Origin of the sequence: Kitasatospora sp. NPDC057965 (assembly GCF_042887135.1) — a bacterium.
In the GTDB taxonomy this organism is placed as follows: Bacteria; Actinomycetota; Actinomycetes; order Streptomycetales; family Streptomycetaceae; genus Kitasatospora.
In genome coordinates, this window is record NZ_JBHVPZ010000010.1 from 204,966 (window position 1) to 219,348 (window position 14,383).

The window sequence follows — 14,383 nt, forward strand, 5'->3', positions numbered from 1 at the left end:
GTCGGTGGACCCCTCGTCACTGCCCGCCACCGAGCCCTCCGAACCGCTCGAACCGGCCGCACCGCTCGGCTCCGTCGAACCGCCCGGCTCTGTCGCACCGCCCGCCCCGGTCGCACCGCTCGCCGCGGAGGAGGCCGCGGAGGAGGACGAGCCGCGCCGGCACTTCCTGGTCCGCACCGCCTCCGCGGCCGGCTCCCGCACCGGCAAGGTGGTGCACGGCACCGGCCGCCGGATCCGCCGGGCCACCGCCGCCGAGGGCGCCGGCGAGTCGGGCCTGGCCAAGCTCATCGAGCTGCACGCGCTGAACGCCTTCGGCGACATGCTGATCACCGTGGCGCTCGCCTCGACCATCTTCTTCTCGGTGCCCACCGGCGAGGCCCGCGGCCGGGTGGCGCTCTACCTGCTGGTCACCATGGCGCCGTTCGCCCTGCTCGCCCCGGTGATCGGCCCGCTGCTGGACCGCCTGCCGCACGGCCGCCGGGCCGCGGTGGCGACGTCGATGCTGGCCCGCGCGGTGCTCGCCTGGACGATGGCCGGCGTGGTGGCCGGCGGCGGGCTGGCGCTCTACCCGGAGGCGCTCGGCGTGCTGGTCGCCTCCAAGGCGTACGGGGTGGTGCGCAGCGTGGTGGTGCCCCGGCTGCTGCCCAGCCGGCTCTCCCTGGTGAAGGCGAACTCCCGGGTCACCCTGGCCGGGCTGCTGGCCACCATGGTCGCGGCCGGCGTCGGCGGACTGCTGCACCTCATCGGTCCCGGCTGGCCGCTGCGCGGTGCCTTCCTGGTCTTCGTGGCGGGCACCCTGATGGCCTTCCACCTGCCGCACGCGGTGGACTCCGCCAAGGGCGAGCAGCGCGCCGTGCTGCACGCCGAGGAGCACCCGACGGGCCACCACGGCGTGCCGCCCGGCGGCGGCGAGGACGGCACGGCACCCGCCGCGCAGCGGCCCAAGGCCTCGCTGCGCACCGTCGGCCCCTCGGTGATCCTGGCGCTGCGCGCGATGGCGGCGATGCGCTGGCTGGTCGGCTTCCTGGTGCTGTTCCTGGCGTTCCTGCTCCGCGAAGACCCGGTCGGCGGCCTTCAGCCGACCCTCGCGCTCGGCCTGGTGGCACTGGCCGCCGGTACGGGCAACGCGCTCGGCTCGGTGCTCGGCTCCTGGCTGCGGCCCCGCGGCCCGGAGCTGACGGTCACCGCGATGCTGCTGCTGGCCTGCTGCGCCACGGCCGCCGCCGCGCTCTGGTACGGCACGGTGACGGTGGTGGCGGTCGCCGGGACGGCCGGGCTGGCGGCCTCGCTCGGCAAGCTGTCGCTGGACGCGCTGATCCAGCGGGACGTGCCCGAGTCGGTGCGGACCTCCGCGTTCGCCCGCTCGGAGACGGCGCTCCAGCTGTCCTGGGTGGCGGGCGGCGCGGTCGGCATCCTGCTGCCGCTGAACGGCACGCTGGGCCTGTCGGTGGCCGCCGCGGTGGTCGGTGCGGTGCTGCTCTGGACGCTGCGCTCGCTCCTGCGGGTCGGGCTGCGCACCCGCCCGGCCGCGCCCCGGGTGGCCTGAGTCCCGCTCTCCGGAGGCAACACGTTGCCGACCCCCGCGTAGCGTGATCGCGAAAGCCCGGTAGCCTCTGACGCATGAGCCTCAGCACCCGCGCAGTCGCCGGCCTCGGCGCCGTCGTCGTCATCGCCGCCGGCACGGTCGGCGGGTCCATCGCGTACGCGTCGAACCAGCACGAGATCAGCGACCACCGCGCCACCCTGCTGGTGGGCAACTCGTCGCAGGCGCACGACCCGTTCTGCTTCAACGGCGGCCAGCCGCTGACCGACCAGCAGCAGGAGGAGTGCCAGGACAGGGCCGGCAAGGCCCTGGAAGCCGGCACCATCCCCTCGTCCGACGTGGTCGTCAGCGACCGGATCGGCATCGGCGTCAGCCCGGACGTGGCGGACCGCGGCTGGTGGGCCAACACCAACGGCGGCCAGCAGGGCCAGGGCGGCCGGTTCATCCTGGCCTCGGCGGCGCGCAACGCCACCTTCTCGGGCGCCGTTCCGGCCAGCAAGGCGCTCAACGCCTCCGGCAAGACGCTGATCACCGTGGTCGAGACCGACCCGAAGACACCGGAGTCGATCTACGCCGTGTGGTACTTCCAGCTGAACACCCAGGACAGCTGACGGTCGTCCGGTGACGGTACGACTTCCCGACGAGCAGTCGGACCCCGCGCGGGCCCGGCTGCTCGTCGTCGTCGCGGTGCCGGCCGAGGCCGACGCCGTGCTGCGCGGCCTGGGCGCCGCCGCCGGGGCCCCCGCGGAGCGGGTGGCGCTGCCGGGCGGGGCGCTGGACCGGGTCGCGCACCCCTCGGGCGTGACGGTGGACGTGCTGGCCGGCGGGGTCGGCCCGGGCGCCGCCGCGGCCGCCACCGCCACCGCGCTCACCGCCGCCCGCTACGACCTGGTGCTCTCGGCCGGGATCGCCGGCGGTTTCGCCCCCCGGGCGCCGATCGGCACCACCGTGGTCGCCACCGGCATCGTCGCCGCCGACCTGGGCGCCGAGACCCCCGAGGGCTTCGCCGACGTCACCGAGCTGGGCTTCGGGACCGTCCGGCACACCCCGCCGCCGGCCGCCGTGGCGCTGGCCGTCGAAACCCTGGCCGCCGAGGTCCCGGGCGCGGTCGCCGGGACGGTGCTGACCGTCTCGACGGTGACCGGCAGCGCGGCGCGCGCCGCCGCCCTGACCGCCCGCCATCCCGACGCGGTGGCCGAGGCGATGGAGGGCTTCGGCGTCGCCGAGGCCGCCGCCCGGCACGGCGTGCCGTCGTTCGAGCTGCGGACCGTCTCCAACGCCGTCGGCCCGCGCGACCGGTCCGCGTGGCGGATCGGCGAGGCGCTGGCCGCGCTGGAGCGCGCGTTCGCCGTCCTGCCCCACCCCGCGCTAGTGAAGGAGGCCGGCCGTGGCTGAACGGCTGAGCATCGCGTACTCGCCCTGCCCGAACGACACCTTCGTCTTCCACGCCTGGTCGCACGGCCTGGTCCCGGGCGCGGAGTCCCCCGAGGTCACCTTCGCCGACATCGACGTCACCAACGGCCTGGCCGAGCGCGGCGAGCTGGACGTCCTCAAGGTCAGCTACGCCGCCCTGCCCTGGGTGCTGGACGAGTACACCCTGCTGCCCTGCGGCGGCGCGCTCGGACGCGGCTGCGGCCCGCTGGTGCTGACCCGCCCGGAGAGCGGCGACGACCTGAGCGGCAGGACGGTGGCCGTCCCCTCCGAGCGGTCCACCGCCTACCTGCTGTTCCGGCTCTGGGCGGCGCGGGCGGTGCCCGGCGGCCTGGGCGAGGTCGTGGTGCTGCCGTTCCACGAGATCATGCCCGCCGTCCGGGACGGCCGGGTGGACGCCGGTCTGGTCATCCACGAGGCCCGCTTCACCTACCGGGACTACGGCCTGCGCTGCCTCGCCGACATGGGCGAGGCCTGGGAGCAGGAGACCGGCCTGCCGATCCCGCTGGGCGCGATCATCGCCCGGCGCTCGCTGGGCGCGGAGCGGCTGCGGGCGCTCACCGAGGCCATCCGCGGCTCCGTCCGGCAGGCCTGGGACGACCCGGAGGCCAGCCGCAGGTACGTGCTGGAGCACGCCCAGGAGATGGACCCGGACGTCGCGGCCCGGCACATCGCGCTGTACGTCAACGAGTTCACCGCGGACCTCGGCGAGGAGGGGCACGCGGCCGTGCGCGCGCTGCTCACCCGGGCCGCCGCGGAGGGACTGGTGCCGCCGCTCGGCCCGGGTGCGCTGGACTTCTGAGCCCCGCCGCGCGGGCCCCTACACGTCGAACTGGTCGGCCACCCCGCGCAGCAGCACGGCGAGCTTCTGCCCGGCCGGCTTGGCCGGGTAGCGGCCGTGCTGCAGACCCGGCAGGACGGCGTCCATCATCGTGATGAGGTCCTGGACGAGCGCCGCCATGTCGTCCGGGCTCTTGCGCTGGGCGGCGGCCACCGACGGCAGCGCGTCCAGCAGCTGGACCTGCATCGCCTGGTCGCCGCGGTGCCCCGCGACCACGCCGAACTCGACCCGCTGGCCCGGCTTCAGCGACGTGATCCCGGCGGGCAGCGCCTTGGTGTGGACGAAGACGTCGCCGCCGTCGTCGCGCGACAGGAAGCCGAAGCCCTTCGTCTCGTTGAACCACTTGACCTGGCCGGTGGGCATCTCGAACAGTCCTCGATGTGGGTGTGAGGGATCCCGGCCCTGGCCGGGGATCACTGGGTGGTGGAAGAGCGGGCCGGCCCGGGGGGACACGCCGCGGGGGCGCGCACGGTCAGCACGCTGTGAGGAGCAGACTAACGGTCCGTCACTGTCTCATCCGCGTTCCGCACAAGATCCGTCCGGAAGTCCGGCGGCCACGGGCGGCCCGGAACCGGCACGGCCGGGGCGCGGCTCGGCGCTGTCCACAGGCTCGCACCCCCGGTCGGAGAGAACGGGGCGCACTGATCGCACCCCTCGGCACAGCCTGCATACCCCCGCCCAGCAGGGATCAAAACTCCCAGCGCCCGGAAAACTGCGCAACGTGACGGGACCGCCCGCCCTCGTGGCGGCCGCGCGGGAACGGCCGCCGGCGGCCTCTGCGAGACTGGGACGGCAGCCGAACCCGCCGTCCCGGCCGCAGAGGAGCAGACCCGTGAGCAGCCAGAGCACCGACCGCGGCGACGCCTGCGTCAAGGCCGGGACGATCGTCTTCGGGCTCGGCGCGCTCGCCACGCTCGTCACCTTCGTCCCGCTGTTCCTGCACCTGACGCCGCTGCCCACGGCCGCGTACTGGCTGAGCATGCTGATGCCGCTGGGCTTCCTGCTCGCCCTCACCGGCCTGCTGCTCTCCGCGCGCTCCCAGCGCCGCCGGGCCCGCGCGAACGCCTAGGCCGCGGCCAGGTGCCCGGCCAGCCAGGCCGGGAAGGCGGTGAGGTCGGGCAGCACCACGTCCGCGCCCGCCGCCCGCAGCTCCTCGACGCCGTACGGGCCGGTGGCCACCGCCACCGCGAGGGCGTCCGCGTGCCGGGCGCCCCGGATGTCACCCAGGTGGTCGCCGACATAGACGGTGGCGCCGTGCTCGCGCAGCGCCTCGCCCTTGGTCTCCGCCCAGAGGTCGCCGGCCACCGCGTCCGCCCGCAGACCCGCGTGCTCCAGGTGGAGCCGGGCGTTCGGCTCGTACTTGCCGGTGACCACCGTGACCCGGCCGCCGTGCGCGCGGACCGCGTCCAGGGCGGCGTGCGCGCCGGGCAGCGCGACCGTCGGCGCGAACGCGTGGTCCCGGTACAGCGTGCGGTAGCGGTCCGCGACCTCCTCCAGCCGCGCCTCCGGGAACCAGTTGCGCAGCTCGTGGAGAAGCGGCGGCCCGAGCCGGGTGACCGCCAGGTCGGCGTCGATGGCGGTCCCGGTCTCGGCCGACAGCGCCAGGTAGGTGGCGCGGATGCCGGGCCGGGTGTCCAGCAGCGTCATGTCGAGGTCGAAGCCGACGGTGAGCGGGGCGTCCGAGGTCACAGGCATACCGCCAGGCTATCCAACGGCCGGGCCGGACCGAAGGAACGATTTGCCCCGGCTTCGGCGGGGAACTTAGGTTTGCCTCAGCTATCTGCGAGAGAGAGCCATGACCGACACCACCGCGCCCGGCAGAGCCCGCCTGCTGCGCCGCCGCATCCTGTGGCTCGCCGCCGCGCTGGCCGTGCTGGCCGCCGCGGTGCTGCTGAGCCTGGCGGTCGGCAGCCGGAACATCCCGTTCGGCGACACCGTCGACGCCCTGCTGCACGGCGGGGACACCACCAACGCCGTCGTGATCCGCGAGCTGCGGGTGCCGCGCACCGTCGTCGGCCTCGCGGTCGGCGCGGCGCTCGGCCTGGCCGGCACCGTCATGCAGGGCATCACCCGCAACCCGATCGCCGACCCCGGCATCCTCGGCGTCAGCCAGGGCGCGGCGGCCGGCGTGGTGCTGGCGATCTCCGCGTTCGGGATCTCCACGCTCACCGGGTACGTCTGGTTCGGCTTCGCCGGCGCGGTGATCGCCACCGTGGTGGTCTACGGGCTGGCCGGACGCGGCCGGGGCGGGGCGACGCCGGTCAAGCTGGCGCTGGCCGGCTCGGCGGTGTCCGCGTTCATCGCCTCGCTCAACACCCTGGTGCTCACCACCGACGCGGCCGCGATGGACCAGTTCCGGTTCTGGCACGTCGGCTCGCTCTCCGGCCGCACCGCGGACGTCGCCTGGCAGCTGCTGCCGTTCCTGGCCGTCGGCACGGTGCTGGTGTTCGCGGTGGCGCGCGGCCTGGACGCGCTGGCGCTCGGCGACGACACCGCCAAGGGGCTCGGCGCGAAGACCGGGCTGGTGCGGGCCGTCGGCGCGCTCGGCGCCACCGTGCTGACCGGCTCCGCGGTCGCCGCGGCCGGACCGGTCGCCTTTGTCGGCCTGGCCGTGCCGCACGCCGCCCGCGCGGTGGCCGGCGCCGACCACCGCTGGGTGCTCACGCTCTCCGCCGTGCTCGGCCCGGCGCTGCTGCTGCTCGCCGACACGCTCGGCCGGGTGCTGTTCCCGCCCTCCGAGGTGCCCGCCGGGGTGATGACCGCGCTGGTCGGTGTGCCGGTGCTGGTCACGCTGGTCCGGCGGCGGAAGGTGGTGGCGGCATGACGGCCCCGACGGTTCCGCTGCGCGGCTACACCGTGGTGCGCGCCCGGAGCGCCTCCTTCCTGCTGCACCGGCGCTCGGCGTACGCGGCGCTCGGCCTGCTGGTGGCACTGGCCGCCACCGTCGTCGCCTCGCTCTGCCTGGGCGAGTCCACGGTGGCGCCCGGCGAGGTGCTGAAGGTGGTGTTCGGGCAGCCGAGCCCGCACGAGCTGGTGGTCGGCGAGTTCCGGCTGCCCCGGGTGGTGGTCGGCCTGCTGGTGGGCACCGCGCTCGGGCTGGCCGGCGCGCTGATCCAGACCGTCGCCCGCAATCCGCTGGCCAGCCCGGACGTGGTCGGCGTCTCCTGGGGCGCCACCGCCACCGTGGTCGGCCTGCTGGCGTACGGCGTGGTCGGCTCCACCGGCCAGGTGCCCTACGCCGCCGTCGCGGGAGGGCTGGCGGCGGGCGTACTGGTCTACCTGCTGGCCTGGCGGCGCGGACTGCACGCCCAGCGCTTCGTCCTGATCGGCATCGGCATCTCCGTCGCGCTCTCCTCGCTGACCTCGGTGTTCCTCACCAAGGGCGACGGCTTCCAGGCGCAGGCCGCCAAGGTGTGGATGACCGGCAGCCTGAACGGCTCCGGCTACGACCAGGCCGGCTGGCTCGCCTGGGTGCTGCTGGCCTCCGTGCCGGTGGCGCTGTGGGCGGCGCGGGCGCAGCGCTCGATCTCCTTCGACGACGCCACTGCCGTCGGCCTCGGGCTGCGGCTGAACCGGATCCGGCTGGGCATGGCACTGCTCGGCGTGGTGCTCGCCTCCTGCGCGGCCGGGGCGGCCGGTCCGGTGGACTTCGTCGCGCTGATGGCCCCGCAGATCGCCGTGCGGCTGGCCCGCTCGGCACAGATCCCGCTGTTCTGCTCGGCGCTCACCGGGGCACTGGTGGTGGTGCTGGCCGACCTGCTGGCCCGTCGGCTGCTGGCGCCCACCGAGCTGCCGGTCGGCGTGGTGACCGGGCTGGTCGGCGCGCCGTACCTGATGTGGCTACTGATCCGCTCCCGCCGTGGAGGTTCCTGAGTCGTGGAGGTCCCGATGCCCGCCGACGCCGAGTCCGTCGACACCGAGCCCGCCGTCGACACCGAGCCCGCCGTCGACACCGAGCCCGCCGTCGACACCGAGCCCGCCGTCGACACCGAGCCCGCCGTCGACACCGAGCCCGCCGAGTCCGCCGGGGCCGTCGACCGGGTGTCCGCCCACCGCCTGGAGGCCCGCGAGCTGACCCTCGCCTACGAGGCACGAACCGTCGCCGAGAAGCTCTCGCTGCGGATCCCGGACGGCAAGGTCACGGTGATCGTCGGGCCGAACGCCTGTGGCAAGTCCACCCTGCTGCGCGCGCTGGGCCGGCTGCTGAAGCCGGCCCGCGGCGCGGTGCTGCTGGACGGCGAGGAGCTGGCGCGCGTCCCGACCAAGCAGATCGCCCGGCGGATCGGGCTGCTGCCGCAGTCGCCGAGCGCCCCCGAGGGCATCGCGGTGGCCGACCTGGTGGCGCGCGGCCGCCAGCCGCACCAGAGCTGGTGGCAGCAGTGGTCGGCGCAGGACGAGGAGGCGGTCGCGGAGGCGCTGGAGCGCACCTCGACGGCCGAGCTGGCCGAGCGCGGGGTGGACGAGCTGTCCGGCGGGCAGCGGCAGCGGGTGTGGATCGCCATGGCGCTCGCCCAGGGCACCGACATCCTGCTGCTCGACGAGCCGACCACCTTCCTGGACATCGCGCACCAGGTGGAGGTGCTGGACCTGGTGCGGCGGCTGAACGTGGAGCGCGGGCGGACGATCGTCGCGGTGCTGCACGACCTCAACCAGGCCGCCCGGTACGCGGACCACCTGGTGGCGATGCGCGAGGGGCGGATCGTCGCACAGGGCCCGCCGGCCGAGGTGGTGACGGCGGAGCTGGTGCGCGAGGTGTTCGGGCTGGAGTCGGTGGTGGTGCCGGATCCGGTGACCGGGACGCCGCTGGTGGTGCCGGGCGCGCCGTGGACGGCCGGGGCGCCGGTACAACGGGCCGGGGCGGACGCGTAGCGGGCCGGGGCCGACGCGTAGCGACGTTTTATGCACCCATGACGCACCAATTCGGACATAATCGACGCGCCGTGCCCGCCCGCCCCCGTCGTCCGAGGTGCCGATGTCCCCGCTCACCCGCCGCACTCTGCTGACCGCGCTCGGCGGGCTCGGCGGCGCCGCGCTCACCGGCTGCACCACGCACCGCACCGCGCCCTCGCCGCCCGGGCTCGCGGCCGGCGAGACCCCCTCCCCCACCCCGCTGCCGGACGTCACCGTGGCCACCGCCACCGGACCGGTCACCGTGCCCGGCGCGCCGATGCGGGTGGTCACCCTGGACACCGCCGAACTGGACTCCGCGCTCACCCTCGGCATCACCCCGGTCGGCGCGGCCCGGCCCGCGGCGGACGGGGGCTTCCCCGACTACTGGCCCGCCTCCCGGCTCGCCCGGACCGCCTACGTCGGCCCGGCCGGCTCCCCGGACCTCGCCGCGGTCCGCGCCCTGCGGCCCGACCTCATCCTGTCCAACCAGGCCCGCGACGGCGACCGGTACGACGAGCTGCGGGCGATCGCCCCGACCGTGCTCACCCAGACCACCGGCGCGCCCTGGAAGGCCAACGTCCAGACCCACGCCCAGGCGCTGAGCCGCCAGGCCGCGGCGACGGCCTTCGCGACCTCCTACCAGCGGCACGTCAACCAGGTGGTGACGGCGCTGGCGAACGCCAAGGCGGGCGGCCGGAAGGTCAGCCTGCTCCGCTTCGTCGAGGGCGGCGGGATCCGGCTCTTCGGCAAGCAGAACTTCCCCGGGTCCGTGCTCACCGACGCCGGCCTCGGCCGCCCGGACGCCCAGAACACCGACCAGTCCGACATCGAGCTCCCGCCCGACCAGCTCGCCAGGGCCGACGGCGACCTGCTCCTCTACGCCGACTACGGCGACCCGGACCGCAACGGCCTCAACGCCACCCTGGCGAGCCCCGCCTGGCAGTCCCTGGAGGCGGTCAGGGCGCACCGCGCCTTCCCCGTCGACGACCAGCTGTGGTTCCAGGGCATCGGCTACACCGGTGCCAACTACGTGCTCCAGCAGCTCCAGCGCTTCCTCGGCGCCTGACCCGGGCTCAGCCGCGCGGCAGATCCGTCGCCAGGATCAGACGCTGGAGGTCGAGCACCAGGGCGAGCCGGTAGCGGCCGGTGGCGGCGAGGGCGTCGTAGCAGCGGCGGGCCGTGGCCTCCTGGCGGACCAGATCGCCGTCGAGGTCCTTCACGTCGAGGCAGGAGTCGTAGCGCTCGAAGGGGATGCCCTTGTCCTCCTCGAAGTCGTGGGAGAACGCCAGCCGGACCTTCGTGTGCTCGAACCCCGCGTACCAGTCGTCGAATTCGTTCCCGCTCGGGAGCAGGGGCACGCCGCAGGCGGCCTCGACGTCCGCGACCAGCTGTTCGTCGGAGACGCCGTCGGCGCGCTCGACGAAGAGCTCGTGGTGCGTGCTCATGGCGGGTCAGTCCTCCTGGTCGGCGACGGCGTTGAGGGAGGTGATCAGCGAGGAGAGGGCGGAGTTCCAGTTCTGGTACGTCGGGCCATCGATGGCGTGCTTCTTGGCGAGGTCGCGGACGGTCCGCTGGGCGCCCTTCAACCGGGCGGCGGCGTCGTCGGGCCGGCCCTCGTTGAGACGGGCGGTGGCCTCGTCGAGGGTGCGCAGCAGGTCGATCTGACGGGCGCGCTCCTTCTCCACCTGGGTCTGCGCGATGCTCTGCCGCAGGGCGTTGATCTGGACCAGCGGCGCCGGGTCGTGCGGGGCCGGGGTGGTGGCGGGGGCCGTCGGGGTCGGCCGCGCCGACGGGGTGGTGGCGGTCGGTGTGGGCGTGGGGGTCGGGGTCGGGGCGGGAGTGGACGGCGGGGCGGCGGGGGCGCTCGCGGTGGGACGGGCGGACGGCGCGGCGGCGGGGCTGGCCGGGTCGTCGAAGGCGGTGAGCGCGAGCACCGCGGCGCCGGCGACACCGGCCAGGCCGAGGGCGCCGAGCACGATCGGCTTGCGGCGGCTGTCCCGCTCGGGCTCCGGCATCGGCGCCGGGGCCGCCGGGATCGGCGCCATCACCGAGGTGGGGGCCGGCGGCGCCGGCTGGGGCGGCAGCAGGGTGGTGTGCTGCTGGTCCGGCCCGGGAGCGGCGAGGTGGGCGGGCGGCAGCGGAGCGGCGGCGAGCAGTTCGGTGGTCGGGTCGGCGGGCACCGACCCCGGGACGCAGGCCAGCAGTTCGGCCCGCGCCGCGAGGGCGTCCGCCGGGCGGCCGGCCGGGTGCTTGGCGAGCAGCCGCAGCACCGCCGCGTCCAGTGCGGGCGGCAGGCCGGGACGCCGGGCCGAGGGCGGCAGCGGTTGCTCGCCGACGTGCTTGTAGGCGATCGCCACCGGCGTCTCGGCGGCGAACGGCGGCGCGCCGGTGAGCATTTCGGTCAGCACGCAGCCCACCGCGTAGAGGTCGGTGCGGCCGTCCAGTGGACTCGCGGTGGCCTGCTCGGGCGACAGGTAGGCGGCCGTGCCGAGCACCGAGGCGGTCTGGGTGAGGTTGTGCGAGGAGCCCGCCCGGGCGATGCCGAAGTCGACGACCTTCACCCCACCGTCGTCGGTGATCATGATGTTGCCGGGCTTGATGTCCCGGTGCACCAGGCCCGCCGCGTGCGCGTGGGCCAGCCCTTCGCAGACCGCGGCCGCGATCCCGACCGCCTGCTCGACCGGCAGGACCGGCCGCTGCGCCAGCAGCGCGGCCAGTGAGCGGCCGTGCACCAGCTCCATCACGATGTACGGCGAGCCCTGGTCGACCCCGGAGTCGAAGACCATGACGATCCTCGGGTGGACCAGCATCGCGGCGTGCTGCGCCTCTCGGCCGAACCGCTCGGCGAACCGCGGATCGTCGGCGAGGCCCCCGTTGAGGACCTTGACGGCCACCTGACGGCCCAGCACGTGGTCCACTCCGCGCCAGACCGTGGCCATGCCGCCGACGCCGAGTATCTCGACGAGTTCGTAGCGCCCGTTCAGCGCGCGTCCGATCACCTGGAACCGCTCCCCTCAGAGGCCCCGCCCGGGGTCCCGGACCGCCTCGTGCACCTGTGCACGATAGCCCCCGGCGACGACCGGCCCAGGGCGGCGGCGGCCTGCCCGGGAGGGGTGGGCGGCCGGGGAACCGGGCAGCGGATCCCCGACCGCCGGCTCATGGGTCGTACGGGACGACGGTCACGGTCGGTGCGGGTCGGACTGGTCGGGCGGGGTGCCGGCCCGCCCTGACTGCGGGCGGGCGGGCCGGCGGGTTCCGGTCCGGCCGGGCCGGCGGGCGCGTTCCGGGGTGCGCCTGCCGTCCCGGCCGGGGCCGGCCGGGTGGACGGCCGGCACGGGGGGCCGGCCGACCACCCGGAGTCCTCGGGTGGAGCGGGGTACTGCGGTGGTGCGGTCCTGCGGTCACTGCGGTGGTGCGGCTACTGCGGTGGTGCGGGGTGGAGCGTTCCGGATGGGCGACGGGCCCGGGGGGAGTCGCTCGCCGCCCATCCGGAGATCGTGGGTCACCTCGTGTTGTCCGAGGTGACGTCGGGCCGGTCCGGGCGGTCGGTCCTCGGCTGCCCCGGCGGGGCCGCCGTGGTCGCCGCGGGTGGTGTGGGCCCTGCGGTGGCGGCCTTCGACGGCCGGGCCGCGTTGCCGTTGCCGTTGCCGTTGCCACCGCCGTTCGCGCCGGAACCCGAACTGTTGCCGGAGCCCTGACCGTTGGAGCCCTGACCGTTGGTCCCCTGGCCGTTGGAGCCCTGACCGTTGGAGCCCTGACCGTTGGTCCCCTGGCCGTTCGAACCCTGGCCGTTGCTCCCCTGGCCGTTCGAGCCCTGGCCGTTGCCGCCCCCACCGTTCCCGGAGGCCGCGGCGCCGGACCGGGACGGTGCCGGACCGCCCTGCTGGTCGTCGCCACCCACGGCGGCGAGCAGTCGGGCGCAGTACTCCTCCACCTTGTCCGGCCCGCCGGCAGCCGCGACCAGCCCGCCGAACTGCGGATCGCCGACCGTCGTGCGCGGGCGCTCGCCCTTGCCCGCCCGGTCGGAGAACGCCTTGCAGAGCGCCGCGTGGGCCGCCGGGTTCGACGGACCGCGCCCGTCCCCCGGCGTGGCGGTGGACGGCTGCGGCGTCGACGGCCGGTTCGCCGGGGTGGACGGAGCGGCGGTGGCCGGACCGCCCGAGGGGCCGGACGAGGAGCCGTCCGAGGGGGCGCCGGAGGTTCCACCGGCCGCGGCGGCGGTGAACGGCTCGGCCGACGGAGCGGCGGAGCGCGCCCCCGCCGTGGCCGTCGCGGTCGTCGCGGTGGAGGTCACCGGGGCGACCGCGTGCCGCGGCTCGTCCGACCCTCCGCCCAGGGCCGAGGGGAAGTTGCCCGTTCCGGCCGCGACCGCGACTCCGCCGAGCGCCGTGGCGCCGAGCATGACGACGGCGGCCTTCGTACTGAAGGCCCTCGTCAGCGCGGCGGTTGCCATCGAACGTCTCCGGACGGGTGCGGGTGCGGCGGGTACTGCGGGTGCGGGCGCGAGACGGGCCTCCCGGAACGCGGCCAGGGCCGCTTCCTCCCCGGCCAGTTCGCCCCGCGTCGCCGGCGCCGCGGCGGCGGCGAGCACCCGGGTGACCCGTTCTTCCGGCCCGTGCTCGGGCGGGAGGGTCCCCGTGTGCCCGGTGGTGCCGTCCGGGCCGGTGAGCGAGGCGTCCCGCCCGGCCGACGGGCCGCCCACGGCACCGGCGAGCAGTCGCTCGGCGGTGTCACGGTCGATCCGGCGGGATCGGTTGGTGCTCATCTCATGTCCTTCAGCGTCGCGGCCCGGCGTTCTGTCACACCCTGCGGAGAATTTTTTTTCGCGGTCCTCCCCAGTCCCTTCCGGACCGCCCCGCCGCCGGTCGGCCCCCCGGCCGGACCGCCGGCCGGATCCCCGTCCCGGCCCGGCCGCGCCGCCGGGATCCCCGGTCCGCCCGCGCCCGCGCCCGCGCCCGCGCCCGCCGGAAACGACTGTTCCAGCAGCTTGGCGAGCCGCTTCAGTCCCCGGTGCGCGGCCATCCGGACGGTGCCGGAGCGCTTGCCGAGCACCTGGGCGGCGCTCTCCGCGTCCAGTTCCATCACCACCCGCAGCAGCACCGCCTCGGCCTGGTCCCGGGGCAGCCGGGAGATCAGCGCCAGCGCGTCCGAGGTGCCGACGGCGGCCAGCGCCGCGCCCGCCGTGTCGTCCCCGCCGGCCAGTTCGGCCAGGTACTCGAAGGGCAGGTCGGCGACCGGCCGGCGGCGGCGGGCCCGCAGGTGGTCCAGCGCCCGGTGCCGCGCGACGGTCGCCGCCCAGCCGCGGAAGCCGTCACCGTCGCCGGTGAACGAGCCGAGGTCGCGGGCGATCTGCAGCCAGGTCTCGGAGGCGATGTCCTCGGCGTCCTGGGCGTCCTCGGGCCGGCCCCCGACCAAGACCCGCAGGTAGCGGAGCAGACCCGGCTGGACACTCCGGAACAGCAGCCGGAAGGCCTCCTCGTCCCCGCCCTGCGCGGCCCGGACGGCCTCGGTCAGCTCGACGGGGGTGGTGGCCGCGCCCGTGGGCGGACCGGGTGGCGGGCCTGACGTCGGGACCGGTCCGGACCGGCCGACGGGGCTGTCGGTGCCCGCTCCGGGGCGTTCTGCACTCTGCACCCGCCACATCATCCGCCATGCGGGCGAACGGGCCGTTCCGGCGG

15 protein-coding genes are annotated in these 14,383 nt (G+C 75.8%); 9 read left to right on the plus strand and 6 right to left on the minus strand.

Annotated features, from left to right (window positions below; translation table 11 throughout):
• Positions 1-166: 166 nt before the first annotated feature.
• From ACFVVU_RS15695 to ACFVVU_RS15710, 4 genes are all read left to right on the plus strand, one after another.
• Positions 167-1,546 carry an MFS transporter gene (locus tag ACFVVU_RS15695; RefSeq protein WP_380684375.1) on the plus strand — a complete coding sequence of 460 codons (1,380 nt, stop codon included), beginning with the start codon at positions 167-169 and terminating at the stop codon, positions 1,544-1,546.
• 74 nt (positions 1,547-1,620) lie between these two features.
• The gene (locus tag ACFVVU_RS15700; RefSeq protein WP_380684363.1) at positions 1,621-2,154 is read left to right on the plus strand and encodes a hypothetical protein; all 534 of its coding nucleotides are present in this window, start codon (positions 1,621-1,623) and stop codon (positions 2,152-2,154) included.
• A gap of 10 nt (positions 2,155-2,164) precedes the next feature.
• Positions 2,165-2,938: a futalosine hydrolase gene (locus ACFVVU_RS15705; RefSeq protein ID WP_387790290.1), complete on the plus strand. Its 774-nt coding sequence runs from the start codon at positions 2,165-2,167 to the stop codon at positions 2,936-2,938.
• Complete coding sequence (locus ACFVVU_RS15710) at positions 2,931-3,776, plus strand: 1,4-dihydroxy-6-naphthoate synthase (RefSeq protein WP_387790292.1); 846 nt, start codon at positions 2,931-2,933, stop codon at positions 3,774-3,776. Before ACFVVU_RS15705 ends, ACFVVU_RS15710 begins: the two co-directional genes overlap by 8 nt.
• A gap of 18 nt (positions 3,777-3,794) precedes the next feature.
• Here the strand turns inward: ACFVVU_RS15710 and ACFVVU_RS15715 are convergent, their stop codons facing one another.
• Complete coding sequence (locus ACFVVU_RS15715; protein WP_350541364.1) at positions 3,795-4,178, minus strand: cold-shock protein; 384 nt, start codon at positions 4,176-4,178, stop codon at positions 3,795-3,797.
• 469 nt (positions 4,179-4,647) lie between these two features.
• Between ACFVVU_RS15715 and ACFVVU_RS15720 the strand changes: the two genes are divergently transcribed.
• A complete protein-coding gene (locus ACFVVU_RS15720; RefSeq protein ID WP_380684366.1) occupies positions 4,648-4,884 on the plus strand; it encodes a hypothetical protein in 237 nt (78 codons plus the stop codon).
• Here ACFVVU_RS15720 and ACFVVU_RS15725 read toward each other — a convergent pair.
• Positions 4,881-5,510: an HAD family hydrolase gene (locus ACFVVU_RS15725; RefSeq protein WP_387790294.1), complete on the minus strand. Its 630-nt coding sequence runs from the start codon at positions 5,508-5,510 to the stop codon at positions 4,881-4,883. The genes ACFVVU_RS15720 and ACFVVU_RS15725 overlap by 4 nt on opposite strands.
• Before the next feature lie 100 nt (positions 5,511-5,610).
• Here ACFVVU_RS15725 and ACFVVU_RS15730 point away from each other — a divergent pair, with 100 nt between their 5' ends.
• From ACFVVU_RS15730 to ACFVVU_RS15745, 4 genes are all read left to right on the plus strand, one after another.
• Positions 5,611-6,639: a FecCD family ABC transporter permease gene (locus ACFVVU_RS15730; protein ID WP_380684368.1), complete on the plus strand. Its 1,029-nt coding sequence runs from the start codon at positions 5,611-5,613 to the stop codon at positions 6,637-6,639.
• Complete coding sequence (locus ACFVVU_RS15735) at positions 6,636-7,688, plus strand: FecCD family ABC transporter permease (RefSeq protein ID WP_380684369.1); 1,053 nt, start codon at positions 6,636-6,638, stop codon at positions 7,686-7,688. Before ACFVVU_RS15730 ends, ACFVVU_RS15735 begins: the two co-directional genes overlap by 4 nt.
• 15 nt (positions 7,689-7,703) lie before the next feature.
• Complete coding sequence (locus tag ACFVVU_RS15740; RefSeq protein ID WP_387790296.1) at positions 7,704-8,684, plus strand: ABC transporter ATP-binding protein; 981 nt, start codon at positions 7,704-7,706, stop codon at positions 8,682-8,684.
• Positions 8,685-8,787: 103 nt separating this feature from the next.
• Complete coding sequence (locus tag ACFVVU_RS15745) at positions 8,788-9,771, plus strand: ABC transporter substrate-binding protein (RefSeq protein ID WP_380684371.1); 984 nt, start codon at positions 8,788-8,790, stop codon at positions 9,769-9,771.
• Positions 9,772-9,778: 7 nt separating this feature from the next.
• Here ACFVVU_RS15745 and ACFVVU_RS15750 read toward each other — a convergent pair whose 3' ends face one another.
• The 4 genes from ACFVVU_RS15750 to ACFVVU_RS15765 all read right to left on the minus strand — a co-directional run bounded on the left by ACFVVU_RS15750 (position 9,779) and on the right by ACFVVU_RS15765 (position 14,348).
• The gene (locus ACFVVU_RS15750) at positions 9,779-10,150 is read right to left on the minus strand and encodes a hypothetical protein (RefSeq protein ID WP_387790298.1); all 372 of its coding nucleotides are present in this window, start codon (positions 10,148-10,150) and stop codon (positions 9,779-9,781) included.
• A gap of 6 nt (positions 10,151-10,156) precedes the next feature.
• The gene (locus tag ACFVVU_RS15755; RefSeq protein ID WP_387790300.1) at positions 10,157-11,704 is read right to left on the minus strand and encodes a protein kinase; all 1,548 of its coding nucleotides are present in this window, start codon (positions 11,702-11,704) and stop codon (positions 10,157-10,159) included.
• 503 nt (positions 11,705-12,207) lie between these two features.
• Complete coding sequence (locus ACFVVU_RS15760; RefSeq protein WP_387790301.1) at positions 12,208-13,470, minus strand: hypothetical protein; 1,263 nt, start codon at positions 13,468-13,470, stop codon at positions 12,208-12,210.
• Positions 13,467-14,348: an RNA polymerase sigma factor gene (locus ACFVVU_RS15765; protein WP_387790351.1), complete on the minus strand. Its 882-nt coding sequence runs from the start codon at positions 14,346-14,348 to the stop codon at positions 13,467-13,469. Before ACFVVU_RS15765 ends, ACFVVU_RS15760 begins: the two co-directional genes overlap by 4 nt.
• Positions 14,349-14,383 lie beyond the last annotated feature (35 nt).

What these genes read in the sequence shown, in the direction of transcription:
- ACFVVU_RS15700 (WP_380684363.1), top strand. Translation starts at nt 1,621, where the DNA reads ATGAGCCTCAGCACCCGCGCAGTCGCCGGCCTCGGCGCCGTCGTCGTC.
- ACFVVU_RS15715 (WP_350541364.1), bottom strand. Translation starts at nt 4,178, where the DNA reads ATGCCCACCGGCCAGGTCAAGTGGTTCAACGAGACGAAGGGCTTCGGC.
- ACFVVU_RS15725 (WP_387790294.1), bottom strand. Translation starts at nt 5,510, where the DNA reads ATGCCTGTGACCTCGGACGCCCCGCTCACCGTCGGCTTCGACCTCGAC.
- ACFVVU_RS15730 (WP_380684368.1), top strand. Translation starts at nt 5,611, where the DNA reads ATGACCGACACCACCGCGCCCGGCAGAGCCCGCCTGCTGCGCCGCCGC.
- ACFVVU_RS15735 (WP_380684369.1), top strand. Translation starts at nt 6,636, where the DNA reads ATGACGGCCCCGACGGTTCCGCTGCGCGGCTACACCGTGGTGCGCGCC.
- ACFVVU_RS15740 (WP_387790296.1), top strand. Translation starts at nt 7,704, where the DNA reads ATGCCCGCCGACGCCGAGTCCGTCGACACCGAGCCCGCCGTCGACACC.
- ACFVVU_RS15745 (WP_380684371.1), top strand. Translation starts at nt 8,788, where the DNA reads ATGTCCCCGCTCACCCGCCGCACTCTGCTGACCGCGCTCGGCGGGCTC.
- ACFVVU_RS15750 (WP_387790298.1), bottom strand. Translation starts at nt 10,150, where the DNA reads ATGAGCACGCACCACGAGCTCTTCGTCGAGCGCGCCGACGGCGTCTCC.
- ACFVVU_RS15760 (WP_387790301.1), bottom strand. Translation starts at nt 13,470, where the DNA reads ATGAGCACCAACCGATCCCGCCGGATCGACCGTGACACCGCCGAGCGA.
- ACFVVU_RS15765 (WP_387790351.1), bottom strand. Translation starts at nt 14,348, where the DNA reads ATGTGGCGGGTGCAGAGTGCAGAACGCCCCGGAGCGGGCACCGACAGC.